A 15863-nucleotide genomic window follows, 5' to 3' on the forward strand; every position below is an offset into this window, starting at 1 on the left:
AATCCCTTTAAAAATATCTAATGATGAAACTATAAAATTTTATCTTTAGGTTATTTATGTCTGGTATTACCCATTATATTTTAACATTGCAGTGTCCTGATAATACGGGCGTTTTAGCACAAGTCTCGCAAAGCCTATTTGCTCACGGCGCTTTTATTACCGAAACATCACAGTACAGCGACCCGTATACTGAAACGTTTTTCTCGCGCATTGCTTTTGATGACAGAAATTTAAACGTATCTAGCCAAGAGTTTTTGCAAGCAATGGACGAGTTAGCTAAACCCTTAACCATGCAATACCAACTAAGAAAGCGTGAAGATTTCCCCAATATATTAGTGGCAGTATCAAAAGATGATCACTGTTTAGTATCACTATTAACCAAGTGGAAGTCAGGTGCTCTGCCAGTTAATATTGTAGGAGTGGTTTCTAATCACCAAACCTGTGAGTCATTAAGCCAGTGGCATGACGTGCCTTTTTATTACTTACCGGTCACCCCAGACACTAAAGCCGCACAAGAAGCGCAAATATTAGCGCTAATGAAAGAGAAAAATGTCGACTTATTAGTACTCGCCCGTTATATGCAAATTTTATCTGATGATTTATGCCAGCAGCTACAAGGGCATGCTATTAATATTCATCATTCATTCTTGCCAAGCTTTAAAGGCGCACGTCCTTACCATCAAGCACACGCACGAGGCGTAAAAGTTATTGGTGCTACTGCACATTACGTGACCGCAAACCTTGATGAAGGACCTATTATTGCTCAAGAAGTTAAACCAATTAACCACACATTCACCATAAACCAAATGGTGCACATGGGTCACGATTTAGAGGCAACCGCCCTAAGCCATGCGGTGCGCATGCACGCAGAATTACGTGTTTGTTTAAACGGTGATAAAACGGTTATTTTGGCTTAAACAGCAGCTGCTCTATTTATCGGTTTTTATCAGCATAGCTCCTCTTATTATGTTGATAAAAACTACGCTGTAATAATTTCTATACATGCGTCAACTCACAGTAACGCCAGTCAACTTATTAAATATCGTCAACATTAGCCCCTCGATTAAATTTATGATTAAAATTAGCTTAACTATTTATCTAACGATCTTTAAATAAAGAAGTCCTGCTTATGATTAACATTGAAAAAATTCATCACGTTGCGTATCGATGTAAAGATGCGAAAGTAACAACCAACTGGTACAAAGACATGTTAAACATGGACTTAGTATTAGCAATTGCTGAAAACGAGGTGCCTTCAACCAAAGCCCCTGATCCTTACATGCATATTTTTTTAGATGCAGGTAACGAAAACGTACTCGCTTTTTTTGAACTACCTAACTCCCCAGAAATGGATCGTGACCAAAATACACCAGCATGGGTACAACACATTGCCTTACGTGTAAGTAATGTTGAAGCGTTAGTTTCAGCAAGAGATGAACTCGTCAGCAAAGGCGTTGATGTGTTAGGTCCCGTTAATCACGGCGTATTTAAATCTATTTATTTCTTCGACCCTAATGGTCACCGTTTAGAGCTAGCCGCTGATATTGGTACCCCTGAGCAATACCAGCAATTAAATGAAGTAGCACAAGACATGATAGAAGAGTGGTCTGTCACTAAGCGTGCTCCACAACACGCTGCTTGGTTGCACGAGTCATAGATAACAAAGCGATAACAGCATAGCCTTCACGAAAATAAACAAAAGCGAGCTCATAAGCTCGCTTTTTTCGTTTTAAGACCTACCTAGATGATAAATAGTCATGAGAACAACTAAACATCAAAAAACATATAGACGTCTAGACGTTTAAATAGTTATACTTTAGAAAAGCGATAGGAAAAATAGCCGAAAATAATTCAACAGGAAGTTGAAAGGAGTTAACCATGTTCGAAATTAAACATTTAAAAACCATGGCAGCACTTGCCGATACCGGGAATCTTCGTAAAGCTGCCGACAAATTATTTAGCAGTCAATCGGCTTTATCACATCAAATTAAAGACTTAGAGAGCCGTTTAAGTTCGCCACTATTTATTCGCAACAGTTCGCCAATAGAGTTTACTGAAACAGGTAAAGTATTACTCGCTTTAGCAACTGACATTCTCCCAAAAATAGAACAGACCAAGCAGCAATTAAAAGCACCAAGTAAACAAAAACAGAGCTTACGCTTAGCCGTTGCCTGTCATGCGTGTTTTCAGTGGCTATTGCCAGTAATTAATAACTTTTCACCAAGTAATACTAACAGTATTACTGACGATTCAGCCTATAACAATTCGTACAACATTGAGTTTATTGATGAAAACTTTCCACGCATAACCACTCAATCTTCAACTAAAATGTCTTCATCTAGCCCCCATCAACAAGAGAACGATCAAAGTGTCGATATTTTATTTACCGATGAAAGACACAATGATGATACTTTTGTGTATCATGAAATAGGCCAGTTTGAGGTAGTAGCAGTATCATCAAAACAGCAACAACTAAACCCACACTATAACTATTTAAACGCACAAGATTTTCAGCAACTCACTTTATTAACCTACCCTTTACCGATAACAGAATTAGATATTTTCAAGCTCTTTTTAACCCCCGCAAAGGTTACGCCAGCAAAAGTAAAGCAAGTGAACAATAGTCATATTATGCTACAAATGGTGGCAGCAAATATGGGCGTTGCCACATTGCCTGATTGGTTAGTAAGTAGCCAAGCTCAGCAATCACTACTACAAAGCTATCGTTTAGGTGAACATGGGGTATTTAAAACCTTGTATGCTCGCTATCAAGTAGGTAACTCACAAGTAACTATAATAGAACAACTTATTCCGCAAGCGATGCAAGCTTTTGCTCAGTTATATGCAAATAATGAGTAATGCATTAATAAATAGCTAAAAAGGAGCTAGGAAATAACTATGTGGTATCAAACACAAATAACCTTAAAAGCACGAAAACGTGGCTTCCATTTAGTAACTGATGAAATTATCAGAAGTTTACCCGAACTCAGGCAAGTAGAATGTGGCATTTTACACTTATTTATTAAGCACTCTTCAGCCTCGTTAACTATCAACGAAAATGCAGATCCAACAGTGCGTAGCGATATGGAAGCGCATTTTAATCATTTTGTACCCGAGCGTGCTGCCTATTATCAACATACCTATGAAGGTGACGATGATATGCCTGCTCATATAAAAGCCAGTACATTAGGCTGTAGTTTAACAATACCTATTAGCCAAGGGGTTTTGAATATGGGAATTTGGCAAGGGATCTATTTAGGTGAACATAGAGATTACGGCGGCAGTAGAACCATTGTCGCGACAATTAATGGCAACATTTCATAGTTTAGCCTTACAAGATGCTCCACATAACGTACTATAAAATAAGTTAAACGTTGTTCAGAAAACGTTAACATGATTTAATTTTAGCTGCTGTTATATTTTACCAAGCGTGAACTATAGTTTAAATCACTAAAATATAACTTATTAAAGTACTGCCTTTGAGCAATCCCCTTAAGCAATAAGACTTGTAGCATAAAGGTTGCTCATACGGCCACTTTAAAAAATTAAAGGATTAAGTAATGAAATACACTTTACTAAGCTTACTAACTTTATTACCACTGACAACTATCGCTGCCGAAGAGAAAGAAGTGCAAGACATGTCAGACCCCCTTGCGGTATATACCCAAGCAGGCTTTGGAGTTACAGATAAAGGCATTAATTTAAAAATTGGTCAAACCTATGATACTGGTGATAAAAGTACCGCTGGTATGAATATAATCGAAGTCAAAGGTATTTACGGTGATGTTTTCGGTTTTCGTGATGATGATAAAACAACTGACTCGATAGACTCATTTCGCTTTCGTAACTTTGGTACCAACCTAACAAATGGTCGCGCAACCCAAATTGACGCTAATTACAACCTTAAAGCTAGTTTAGTGTCGGATGAAAGCATGGATGTGTCTTATAGCTTTATTCAAGCTTTACCGCCACAAGGGATTTTTACTTTTTATCCACTTGCAGGTGCAGGTATTTCAGTAGGTGAAAATGTACTTGAAGATGACGGCAGCTACGACAGTGGTTACTCAACCATGGGAGCATATGCCTTAGTAGGGATGTATGCGAAAGTTACCATTACTGATAAGATTTGGTTGAATTACAACCCGTTTTGGCTCACGACAGTTGCAGGCTCTGATAACTATAAAGACAACTATTATGGCGCAAACCAAAGCAATATATTAACTCATGAGTTTGTTGCTAGTTACCAAATCAACCCTCGTATGAATTTACGCTACTTTGCCAACTGGAATAAAAATGTCAACTTTGCCGATGGCGACCATCGCATTGAATTTAATTATCAGCTGTAACATATTTACTAAAAATTAAATTCAAGCTTTCAGCTTAAACAGTTAACGCTGCGCTAAACATATTTATCTAGCGCAGCTATTAATTAAACCGCGTTACTTTTTATAAACAACCGACCAATCATTTTTCATATCAACAACTAGCCAGTTTTCTTTTTCCGCTTGTATTAATGCTTTATCAAGCTTACCTATTTTTGAATCTTTATCGTACGCCCATTCACGTTCTTTATCCGTATGATGAACGATAACCCCTAAACGACTCTCTGCACCTGCAGTTGTCCATTCAAGCATAGCTCTGTCACCATCAGAATTGCCGACTGCGATAATTGGTCGCTTGCCAATAGCATTATAAATACCAATGGGCTTACCAGCTTTGTCATTGTTAAATTCAAGTTCAGGTAATCGAACAATTTTCGGCACACCATCAATTACTTTATATTCAGAAGCAATGCGACTGCCAATAATTTGTTCTGCGGGAATACCATAAACGTCAGGGGCCCATGCACGCATAAACTCAACCCCACCACCAGAAACAATGAAAGTTTTATAATCATGCTCACGTAAATACGTTAGTAACTCAAGCATCGGTTGATAAACCATGTCTGTAAATGGCTTTTTCGTTATTGGATGTTTTGCTGAACTCATCCATGATGAAACTTGCTGAGTAAACACCTCGCTCGTCATCCCTGCGTGAGTATTCATCACCAACTCAATTAAATCTTTTTCTGTCATATGAGCAGGCATTTTACCTTGAAGAATATCTGCGTATGGCTGAGTGGTTTTCCACTGCGGGTTATCAGGAGCAAGCTGCTTAACTTGTGATAGTGCAAAAAACAACTGAAAATATGCTGGTTGTTCAGCCCATAAAGTACCATCGTTATCAAATACCGCAACTCGGTCCGCAACAGCAATAAAGTCTTTAGAGCCTTCGGTGGTAGTTTTTTTCACAAATTCGATAATTGTATGTTTACGTGCACCTTCTTGCCATGACGCTAACGGCTCAGCCGCAACACAAGTGGTAGTAACCACAAGACTTGTTATAACAAATAATGATTGAAGTAATTTCATACAAACTCCTTTTAAGTAAAAAAGCCAATTTCAAACGAAATTGGCTTTAAGATTAAATTAATACCTAGTTGGCATTTAATTAATGCTTATGTTTAGTTACGAGGAACTAAAGCATCAAGCTCTTTTAATTTTTTCAACGCATCTTGCTGTCTAAATGTGTCATAGCTGATATTACCTGAACTTAAGCTAGAACCCATTTGGAAAGGATAGTCTGGAATAGTCTTTAAGAATCCCATAACTTTCTCTTGTACTGGTACGAATAACCACATAGTGTTTTCTGCATACCATTTTAAGTACATTTCAGACTCAAGTGCACCTTTTTGGTACGGGTCTTGACGAAGGTTAATAATCAACGGCCATGCTGGTGTTTCACGAGTTGCGGTATTAATACCACCAGAAAGTGTTGCAAAGTGAATTTTCCAATCGTTCCAACGAACAGCATTTAGCTCACCCGTAGCGCCAAAGTAAAAGATGCTATCACGAGGTGATTTATCTACTTTACCTTCAAAGAATGGCTTCATGTTGTAACCGTCAAGGTGTACACGCCATTTTTTACCATTAGCACGGTAACCTTTTTTCAGTTTTGCAACCACGTTAGGCTCACCTGCAGCAGCTAGGAATGTAGGCATCCAATCTTCTTGTGAAATGATATCGTTGATAATAGTATCTGGCTTAACCGTACCAGGCCAACGAACCATCATCGGAACACGGAAACCTCCTTCCCATGTAGTACCTTTCTCGCCATGGAATGGTGTAGTACCACCATCTGGCCAAGAAATAGTTTCTGCGCCGTTATCCGTTGAGTAAACAACGATAGTGTTATCAGCAATTTTAAGCTCATCAAGCTTATCTAGTAGTACACCTACTGCTTTATCGTGCTCAGCCATACCGTCTGGGTATAAACCTTTACCTGTAACACCCACCGACTCTTCTTTTAAATGAGTCCAAACGTGCATACGTGTAGAGTTCATCCACATAAAGAATGGTTTTTTCTGTTTAACAGCGCGTTCCATAAAATCAAGACCCGCAGCCATAAACTCGTCATCCGCATGTTCCATACGTTTCTTAGTTAATGGACCAGTATCTTCAATTTTTCCATCAGCAGTTGCTTTTAATACACCACGAGGGCCGTACTTTTTACGGAACTCTGGGTCTTTAGGGTAAAAGTAACCTTCTGGCTCTTCTTCAGCGTTTAAGTGGTAAAGGTTACCAAAAAACTCATCAAAGCCGTGGTTAGTTGGAAGATGCTTATCTTGGTCACCTAAATGGTTTTTACCAAATTGTCCTGTTACATAACCTTGTTCTTTTAATAAGTCACCAATAGTTGGTGACCAATCTGGAATACCGTGATCAGAGCCTGGCATACCAATGGTTAATAAACCCGTTCTAAATGGGTGTTGACCTAAAACAAATGATGCACGACCTGCTGTACAAGACTGTTGTGCATAAGAATCGGTAAACATTGCCCCTTCTTTAGCAATACGATCTATATTCGGCGTTTGATAACCCATAATGCCATGATTGTATGCGCTGATATTATGTACACCAATATCATCGCCCCAAATAACTAAGATGTTAGGTTTTTCTGCAGCTTGTACAGAGCCAACCCCCATTGCAAGTGCTGCAACTGCAACGAGTTGCTTAATATTCGATTTTATAGAAATCACCTGTGTGCTCCTTGTTAAAACTAACGTAATAAGATGTCTAATCTAGAGACTAGTTTAAAGCTATACTATTTCAACTTTATTGCAACGAAAAAAAATCATGTACCATGTTGCTATATATACAAAAAAAGTAAATCAAGTAACTATTATGTACGGTTACAAAGTCTTTAAAATTTAATCTCTTATAAACTTTACTCTGGTAGCTTAGTGCTGATATAAGTTAATAAAAACCACATAATTATGTTCGCGCAAGGATAACTGTAAATGCGATTTCTCCCTTTATTGATATGGCTATATGCCTTGTTTCTGGCTCAGCCAATATATGCTAGCGAGCAAGCATGTATTTCATGTCATCAAAGCCAAGTGCAAGACTGGCAGCAATCTGACCATTTCCACGCGATGGAGCCCGCCACAACAGCAACAGTGTTAGGTAACTTTGATAACCAAACCCTTAATTATCAAAACCAACAAGCTCGGTTTTACACCGAAAATAAAACATTAATGATCACTATGCCTAATTTACAAGGCAAGTTAACAAATTACCCCGTGCTTTATACCTTTGGTTACCAACCACTCCAGCAATACATGTTTGATATGGGCCAAGGTAAAATCCAGTTATTTCCCTTTGCTTGGGATTCTCGAACAAAAGAGCAAGGTGGGCAGCGCTGGTTTGTTTTACACCCTGATCAGAAACAACATGATTTATTTCACTGGTCACAAATGGGACAAAACTGGAATCATATGTGTGCCGACTGCCACTCAACTGATTTTAAAAAGCAGTTTGATTTAAAAACCAATAGCTTTAAGTCAACCTTTAGCGAAATGAATGTAAGCTGCAAGGCATGTCATGGTGATACTAAACAACATTTAAGTTGGGCTCATGGCGATACTCAAATTAAAGACAAAGGCTTTGCTGTAAATATCAATAAAAAAACACCGCTATTTGTGCGCCAAGCTGATGGTAGTATGAAAAGCGCCGAGCCGATTCAAAGCTCAGAGCAAGTTCCCGTTTGCGCAACGTGTCACTCAAGGCGAGCTCAATTAGGAGACCGCAAAGAGCCGCACGCCTTTTTAACACAGTTTCAACCTTCGTTAATTACCCCAGAGTTATATCATGTTGATGGACAAGTATGGGATGAAGATTATGTCTGGGGCTCATTCCAACAAAGCAAAATGTTTGAAGCGGGTGTTACCTGTAGCAATTGTCATAATCCACATTCAGGTAAATTAAAGCTACCGGGCAACCAAACCTGTACTCAATGTCACACCAGTGAAGTATTTAATACCCCTACCCATCATGGTCATAAGGTTGATACCGCTGGCAGCCAATGTGTGGATTGTCATATGCCCGCCACAACCTTTATGCAGGTTGATGCGAGACGTGATCACAGCTTTCGTGTGCCACGCCCAGATTTAACCTTAAAAACAAAAGCGCCTAATGCCTGTAATAGCTGCCATGAAGATAAAACACCACAGTGGGCGGTTAAAAATATCAAACAATGGCATCCAAATTCTAAATTTATAGGCAGCGAGCATTTTTCATTAGCTTTTCATGCGGCAGATAACCGCTTACCTAATAGTTCATCAATGTTAACTAAAATAGCTCAAAATAATGATTTCCCAGATATTATTCGCGCATCGGCTTTAAGCCGTTTAGCAAATACCCCAGATAACAATGCCGTGGTTGCTATTGTTAGGGCGGTCAAAGAAAATGAGCCGCTCAAACGCCAAGCAGCGATAGAGGCCGCTATGCCTTATGATATATGGCAGCGCTGGCGCATGCTTAATAGCTTATTAGATGATTCACACCGCTATATCCGCAGTGAAGCCGCTCGCGCATTAGCCGCGATATTAGTGGAGCCATCTGGCAAGCTAAATAACGCTGATACTAAACGCCTAACCAACGCTTTAAATGAATATAAACAAAGCCAAGTTTATCAGGCCGAGCGTGGCTTCTCTCATACTAACTTAGGTAACTTAGCGCTTGAACTGAACAAACCTGAGCAAGCAAAAGCGCATTATTTAACGGCAATTGAAGTGGAAAATATATTTATTCCTAGCTATGTTAATTTAGCTGACCTTTATCGTACTCAAGGTGATGAAAAATCAACACAAGATATTTTACAACAAGGGCTGAAAATAAACGCCGAAGCCGCTGATTTACATTACGCTTTGGCAATGAGTTATGTGAGAAGCCAAAATAAGTCCGCAGCATTAACACACCTTCAAGAAGCGGCAACATTAGCGAATGATAACGCCAGTTATAGCTATACTTACGCGTTATTATTACAAGATATTGGGCAGATGGATCGTTCCTTAGCAGCATTACAGCATGCTTTTAAAATAACACCTAACAACCCCGATATTAGTTATAGTCTGGCGCAAGCTTATTTAGCTAAAAAGCAGTACGACCTTGCGCTACGCTACGCAAAAAACTTAGCACAATTAGTACCAGGGAATCAGCAAATTCAGCAGTTTATACAACAAATACAAACGATGCAGAGCCTAAATAGATAAGGATAGTAGCATGGAAACACTCGCACAAATAAAACAACTACAAGCGCAAATGGCCGCCAGTATTATTGGTCAACAAAAAGTCATTGAACGCCTATTAATTGGAATATTAGCCAATGGTAACTTGTTAGTTGAAGGTTTACCTGGGCTTGCCAAAACCCGTGCGATCAAGTCGTTAGCTAAGAATATTGATAGCCAATTTAGTCGTATTCAATTTACTCCAGACTTACTGCCTTCAGATATCACAGGCTCTGAAGTGTATTTTCAAACTGACTCTGGCAGCGAGTTCAAATTTGATCCAGGGCCAATTTTTGCCAACATTGTTCTTGCCGATGAAATTAACCGCGCCCCTGCAAAAGTCCAATCAGCATTGCTTGAAGCGATGGAAGAAAGGCAAATTACTGTTGCTGGTAAAACCCATAAAATGGAACCATTATTTATGGTACTCGCCACACAAAACCCTGTGGAACAAGAAGGCACCTACCCGCTTCCTGAAGCACAAATGGATCGCTTTTTGATGCAAGTAAACATTGACTACCCAAGCGTTGAAGACGAAGTTGATGTTATTGGCTTAGTCCGACAAGAAGAACAAGCTTTATACACCACAACGAACAGCGATGAAAAAACAGCAACTGCCGCTACAAACCGCTTAGCTCAACAAGTTATTTTTGACGCACGTAAAGAAATTGCTAATATCACGGTAAGCCCTGAAATGGCACGTTATATTGCCGATTTGGTTTACGCCACTCGCACCCCTGAAAAATACAGTGACGAACTTGCCAGTTGGCTTGATTTAGGTGCATCGCCACGTGCTTCTATAGGCTTAGATAAGTGTGCTCGCACTCATGCTTGGCTTGCTGAGCGTGACCAAGTGTTGCCAGAAGATATTCGTAGCATTGCTGTTGACGTACTTCGCCACCGTATTAGCTTAAGTTATCAAGCCCAAGGCGCAGGCGTGACGAGTCAAGATGTCATTACAAAAATAATTGAGCTTGTTGCCTTGCCATAAAGGAGTAAGCAATGGCTATTTCAAATTCCCCCGTGGATAAGCGAATTTACTCAGAGTTTAAGCAACTTAAAGGTTTGCAAAGTCGTGCTCGAAAACTGAGTTTTTTACCTAAGCAACACAGTAACAGCGTACTTGCGGGTCGACATAGTTCTCGTATTCGTGGTCGTGGTTTAAGTTTTGAAGAGCTTAGAGACTACCGTGTTGGTGATGACATTCGAAGTATCGATTGGCGTGTTACTGCACGCACGGGAAAACCTCATGTTCGTATTTATGCTGAAGAAAAAGATCGCAGCGCCCTGATCATTGTCGATCAGCGCGTTAATATGTTTTTTGGCTCAAAGCTCAATATGAAATCAGTCACTGCGGCAGAATCAGCGGCAATATGCGCTTATCGTATTCTAGAGCAAGGTGATCGCGTTGGTGGAGTAGTCTTTAACGACAATAAAATAAACGCTTTTAAGCCGAGTAAAAAACCACAGTCATTAGAACAATTTATTAATACCTTGAGCCAATTTAATCTTGCATTACATTGTGAGCTTCCGCTTCCAGTAAAACCGATGCTTTTAAATCAACCATTAGAAGCAGCAACGCGCCTCATCAGCCATGACCAAATGATTATTATCATCAGTGACTTTGATCAAGTAGACACTGCCACAGAGCAATACTTAGCACAAATGGCAGCCCACAACGACGTTATTTTATGTTTAGTCACAGACAGTATCAATCAGCAATTACCCGCTAATTTAAATCTCAATGTCAGTGATGGTGACAAGCAGGTCACCTTAGATACCAGTGACAAAAAACTGCATCAAAAATTACAGAGTACCTTTACTGAACGCACAAATAAGGTCAAAAATTGGCAGCACCAATTAGGGATCACAGTGATAGAATTAGATGCCAGTCAAGATACTTTAAGCCAATTTTCAAATGCATTTGCGGTAGGTTAATGATGGATAATAGCGATCTTGAAAACTTAGAGCTGTACCAGCTAATGGCTGAAATAAAACCTGTTAGTGAGCCTGCGGTAATTTCAATGTGGCCACAAGGTCCTGGCTGGACAGTATTATTAGTCTGCGTAGCGGTTATTGCTGTACTTGCTTTAACCATTTATAAATACAAGCAATTTAAACAACGTCATCGCCGTTTTGCCATTGCCGAGATTAATGCGCTTAATGATAACGCCAGCCCTTTAGCAATAAGTAGTATTTTAAAGCGCTGTGCATTTAATGACTTTAATCGAGCACAAATAGCCTCATTAACAGGCACTAACTGGGTGGATTTTTTAAACGCTCATTGCCATAAACACACACCTTTTCATGATTTTTACCAGCAAGATCAACAGCCTGAACTGGTGTTATTAAAACAGCAAGCCATTATTTGGCTCTCTCACTACAAGGTGCAATTATGATCCTCTTTAAGCACTTGTGGGTATTTTCGCTATTATTACTACCGATTATTTTAGTTTGGTTGTTACCAACCTTTAAACAAAAATCCTTAGCTATTCGCATTCCTTTCTTTGCGCTCGCGGCTGATGCTATTGGCGCAAAAGCCAGTCAAGGTGCCAAGGTTAATCAAAAATCATTATTGACTTGGCTTTTTGCCGGCATTATTTGGATATCACTCGTGACTGCGCTTGCACAGCCGATGCAGCTTGGCGCTACGATAAAAAGTAGCACTATCAGTCGCGATATTATGTTGGCTATCGATTTATCAGGCTCAATGGATGAACCTGACTTCCCAACTGACAATGGTGAAACTATTCAGCGTTTACAAGGCGTTAAGCAGGTTGTTAGTCAATATATTAGCGACCGTAAAGACGATAGAATTGGCTTAATTGTTTTTGGCACACAAGCTTATCTACAAGTACCTTTTACCCAAGACTTAACAAGCGCCGAGCAATTGCTTAATGAAACACAAGTAGCAATGGCTGGCCCGCATACCGCGATTGGCGACGCCATCGGCTTAGCTTTAAAAACCTTTGAAGCATCAAAGGTTGATGACAAAATTTTAATTTTATTAACCGACGGTGCCGATACCGGCTCAAGAATGTCACCACTTAATGCTGCTCAAATCGCAAAACAGTCTAACTTACGTATTTTTACCATTGGCATTGGTGATGAGCACGGCGAAGGACAGTATCGTGTTGATTTTTCTACTTTGAAAAAAATAGCTAGCACCGCTGACGGTGAATTTTATCAAGCACAAAATAGCCAAGCGCTAACTAACATATATCAACAAATTGACCAAATAGCCGCTGTTGAAACGCCACACACTAAAACCCGTAAAGAAACCAGTTTAGTGCATTTTCCACTACTTATCGCGCTAAGCTGCTTGGTACTTATTTTACTAGTACAAGTACTTACGCATAGGGAGCAAAGCAATGCTTGATTTTCACTTTTTAAGACCTTGGGTTTTATTATTCCTGATTGTTGTGGTTGGACTATGCTATTTAATTCGCAAACAACAAACCGAAAAACAACAGCGTACAGATGCTATTGCCAATCACCTTGCACAAGCACTAACCCCCAAACAAAGCTTATTTGATAAAATAAAGCCCATTGACTTTACCCTAGCCACTGCGGTGTTATTGGTGATTGCTGCCGCAGGTCCCGCTTGGTATAAACAAGTCGATAATAAAGACGATAAAGCACCGCTTATCGTACTACTCAAAGTAACGCAAAGTATGCAGGCCAATGATATTGCACCGACTCGCTTAATTAGAGCAAAACAAAAGCTCACTGATTTATTTAACTATCGAGCAGGTGCAAAAACCGCGTTATTTGCATACGCCAGTTCAAGCCATAACGTATTGCCCTTTACAGAAGACAGCCAAGTATTTCAGCCGTTTTTAGCGGCGTTAACGCCAGAAATTATGCCCGGTAGTCACACTATTGCTACCGACAACCTTTCAGCGGCGATAAAAAAAGCGCAAGAGCTAGTCGAAAAACAACCTTACGCGAGTATTGTGGTTATTGCCGACGATATTAGTCAGGCGCAAGTAGCCACGCTTAATAAAATACAGCAACCTTTTATTTGGTGGCAATTTTCAACCCCAGAAGGCGGTACGATTACCGATGAAAATAATCAGCTATTGTCAGATCAGCAAGGCCAAACATTGATCATTAAACCAAATAGCACGACTTTATCGTCACTACAAACAGCCACAGCGCAAGAAGTTAGTTTAGGCATGCAAGATATTGTCGCGATTGATGAGCTAGCGCAACAACGTTATCAACAAAAACTTGATGAAAACAATGCTCAACCATATCAAGATATGGCGTGGTACTTTACTTGGCCAGTATTATTACTTAGCGCACTATGGTTTAGAAAAGGTTGGACATCTATTTCGACCAGAAAAGCAGCGCAACCTGTTAATTTAATTGTTTTATCTACATTTAGTATGATGTTGTCTTATAGCCCAAATAGTGATGCATCTGCCGCTGATTGGTTTTTCACTCGCGACCAACAAGGCATGATGGCCTATAAAAACTTAGATTACGCACGCGCGACTACTTTATTTTCAGACCCTCAATGGCAAGCTAAAACACTTTTTGAGTCGGGTCGTTATGTTGAAGCCGCTAAAATTTATGGCTCGCTAAGCACCATAGATGGCTTTTATAACCGCGCTACAGCTCTTTTAAAAGCACAAGAATTTGAAGCAGCCATCGCCGGCTTTAAACAGGTACTAAAGCAACAACCTGATCATCAAAATGCTCAGCGTAACTTAGCCATAGCGCAATATGCATATGCTGCGGTAATCGCGCAAGCAGGTGGTGTCGATGCTGAGCAAAGTATTACTACTGAGGTAGATGGTAACGAAATCAGCGATAAGCAAAATGGCGAGTCACAGGATTATCAAGTGGCAGACACATTATCAACTGATGCAAAAGAACAATGGATGCGCAGCGTCGACTCGCAAATGGGCGATTTTTTGAAAAATAAATTTGCTACTGAAGCCAATAACCAAGGAAGAAAATAATGCGCTACCTATTTGTGATATTTATTAGTTTTTTCTGTGGTGTGGTTAATGCACAAGAGCCCAAAATAACCGTTACCCTAAGTGAGCAACAGCCACTAGTTGGCCAAGTGACTACCATAAAAGTAAAAGTGCTAGTACCTACCTGGTTCTCTAAACCCTTATATTTTGATGAAGTTGAAGCGATAAATATCATCAATATTAAAGGTAATAAAAGTACCTACCCAACTTCTGAGCGTATTGAAGGCTCAACATGGACAGGAGTTATTAAAGAGTATCCCGTGATTGCGATGGCGCAAGGCAAATTTGAGTTGCAACTACCAACCCTTAATATTCACTTTATGAGCGAAGATAGCCAACCGATAAACCGTAAACTCACACCTGAAACTGTGATTTTTAACGCGACTATTCCAGAAAAAGCACGCGCATTAAACCCTGTCATTATTACTGAAAACATCAACTTAACTGAGCAGCTAAAACAACCTGAAAAACTCATAACAGGACAAAGTATAAAACGGAAAATTACTGCTGAAATAGCAAACAGCTCAGCGTTATTCATTCCGCAATTACTAACAGCAACAAACACTGACCAAGCACAAGCGTACCCTACGACAGCGCAAACAGCAGATATTTTAAACGACCGTACTTCTGAGCTTTTAGGTAGCAGAGTTGAACAACAAGATATTCTGATCAAACAAGATGGCCAGTTTTCCCTTAGCGCTATTAATATTGAGTACTACCAACCAAGCACCGATACTATTCAAACGGTAACAATTGAAGGTCAAACTTTAACGGTGAAGCCGCCAGCAATGAAAGCTAAAACAATGATTTGGCTAATAATTGGCGGAGTAATTGCCTTAATTGCACTGTTTTATTTACTCAAGTTAATTAAACAGCTTTGGCAGCGTTATCAACAAACAGAGTACGCGCACTATAAGCAATTCAAAGCTAGCGCTAATAGCGATATTAAAAGCTATTATCACTGTTATATAAACTGGTACCGTTTTTTCAAAGATGAAATAAACAAACAACCATTGTTGCTGCAAACACACCAAGCAATAGTTATTTCTTTTGAGCAAGCACTTTATAATAATGCTCGCGTACCCAAAAACTTCCAGCGTGAATTAGCTAACTTTAGACAAACAATTAAACGCAGCCAAAAAGCAGATACCGAGCAACTAACGCCATTAAACCCCTAAAAACTCAGGTATTAACCGCTTGAGGTAAGTCTATTATCTTTTAATTGGTTTAATTAAATCTCGCGCTAATACTTCTTTAACGCTTAAGTA

14 protein-coding genes are annotated in these 15863 nt (G+C 39.6%); 12 read left to right on the forward strand and 2 right to left on the reverse strand.

Going from position 1 to position 15863, the window contains the following annotated elements; genetic code table 11:
* Positions 1-56: 56 nt before the first annotated feature.
* The 5 genes from purU (at position 57) to ABD005_RS02055 (ending at position 4346) form a co-directional block, all read left to right on the forward strand.
* The gene (purU, locus tag ABD005_RS02035) at positions 57-917 is read left to right on the forward strand and encodes a formyltetrahydrofolate deformylase (protein ID WP_215980227.1); all 861 of its coding nucleotides are present in this window, start codon (positions 57-59) and stop codon (positions 915-917) included.
* A 212-nt stretch (positions 918-1129) separates the two neighbouring features.
* Entirely contained in the window at positions 1130-1657 is a 528-nt protein-coding gene (locus tag ABD005_RS02040; RefSeq protein WP_343814415.1) for a VOC family protein, read from the forward strand.
* Positions 1658-1878: 221 nt separating this feature from the next.
* The gene (locus ABD005_RS02045; protein ID WP_343814418.1) at positions 1879-2859 is read left to right on the forward strand and encodes a LysR substrate-binding domain-containing protein; all 981 of its coding nucleotides are present in this window, start codon (positions 1879-1881) and stop codon (positions 2857-2859) included.
* Between the two features lie 39 nt (positions 2860-2898).
* A complete protein-coding gene (locus ABD005_RS02050; RefSeq protein ID WP_215980224.1) occupies positions 2899-3324 on the forward strand; it encodes a secondary thiamine-phosphate synthase enzyme YjbQ in 426 nt (141 codons plus the stop codon).
* Positions 3325-3560: 236 nt separating this feature from the next.
* Complete coding sequence (locus ABD005_RS02055; protein WP_215980223.1) at positions 3561-4346, forward strand: hypothetical protein; 786 nt, start codon at positions 3561-3563, stop codon at positions 4344-4346.
* Positions 4347-4439: 93 nt separating this feature from the next.
* Here ABD005_RS02055 and ABD005_RS02060 read toward each other — a convergent pair whose 3' ends face one another.
* A complete protein-coding gene (locus tag ABD005_RS02060; protein ID WP_343814423.1) occupies positions 4440-5411 on the reverse strand; it encodes an HAD family hydrolase in 972 nt (323 codons plus the stop codon).
* A gap of 92 nt (positions 5412-5503) precedes the next feature.
* Positions 5504-7024 carry an arylsulfatase gene (locus ABD005_RS02065; RefSeq protein WP_252738905.1) on the reverse strand — a complete coding sequence of 507 codons (1521 nt, stop codon included), beginning with the start codon at positions 7022-7024 and terminating at the stop codon, positions 5504-5506.
* 315 nt (positions 7025-7339) lie between these two features.
* On the opposite strand from ABD005_RS02065, the gene ABD005_RS02070 reads away from it, so the two are divergent.
* The 7 genes from ABD005_RS02070 to ABD005_RS02100 are packed head-to-tail and all read left to right on the forward strand — an operon-like array spanning position 7340 to position 15773.
* On the forward strand, positions 7340-9592 hold the full coding sequence (locus ABD005_RS02070; protein WP_343814426.1) for a tetratricopeptide repeat protein: 2253 nt from the start codon (positions 7340-7342) through the stop codon (positions 9590-9592).
* A gap of 10 nt (positions 9593-9602) precedes the next feature.
* Positions 9603-10598, forward strand: a complete 996-nt coding sequence (locus ABD005_RS02075; protein WP_343814429.1) for an AAA family ATPase — start codon at positions 9603-9605, stop codon at positions 10596-10598.
* An 11-nt stretch (positions 10599-10609) separates the two neighbouring features.
* Positions 10610-11545: a DUF58 domain-containing protein gene (locus ABD005_RS02080; RefSeq protein ID WP_343814432.1), complete on the forward strand. Its 936-nt coding sequence runs from the start codon at positions 10610-10612 to the stop codon at positions 11543-11545.
* Entirely contained in the window at positions 11545-12006 is a 462-nt protein-coding gene (locus ABD005_RS02085; RefSeq protein WP_343814435.1) for a DUF4381 domain-containing protein, read from the forward strand. The genes ABD005_RS02080 and ABD005_RS02085 overlap by 1 nt, the downstream gene beginning before the upstream one ends.
* On the forward strand, positions 12003-12986 hold the full coding sequence (locus tag ABD005_RS02090) for a VWA domain-containing protein (RefSeq protein ID WP_343814438.1): 984 nt from the start codon (positions 12003-12005) through the stop codon (positions 12984-12986). Before ABD005_RS02085 ends, ABD005_RS02090 begins: the two co-directional genes overlap by 4 nt.
* Positions 12979-14577: a VWA domain-containing protein gene (locus ABD005_RS02095; protein WP_343814441.1), complete on the forward strand. Its 1599-nt coding sequence runs from the start codon at positions 12979-12981 to the stop codon at positions 14575-14577. Before ABD005_RS02090 ends, ABD005_RS02095 begins: the two co-directional genes overlap by 8 nt.
* Positions 14577-15773 (forward strand): hypothetical protein, encoded by a 1197-nt coding sequence (locus ABD005_RS02100; protein WP_343814444.1) that lies wholly within the window; start codon positions 14577-14579, stop codon positions 15771-15773. Before ABD005_RS02095 ends, ABD005_RS02100 begins: the two co-directional genes overlap by 1 nt.
* The last annotated feature ends 90 nt before the right edge of the window (positions 15774-15863 follow it).

The organism is Colwellia asteriadis (genome assembly GCF_039523295.1).
Lineage (GTDB): Bacteria > Pseudomonadota > Gammaproteobacteria > Enterobacterales > Alteromonadaceae > Colwellia > Colwellia asteriadis.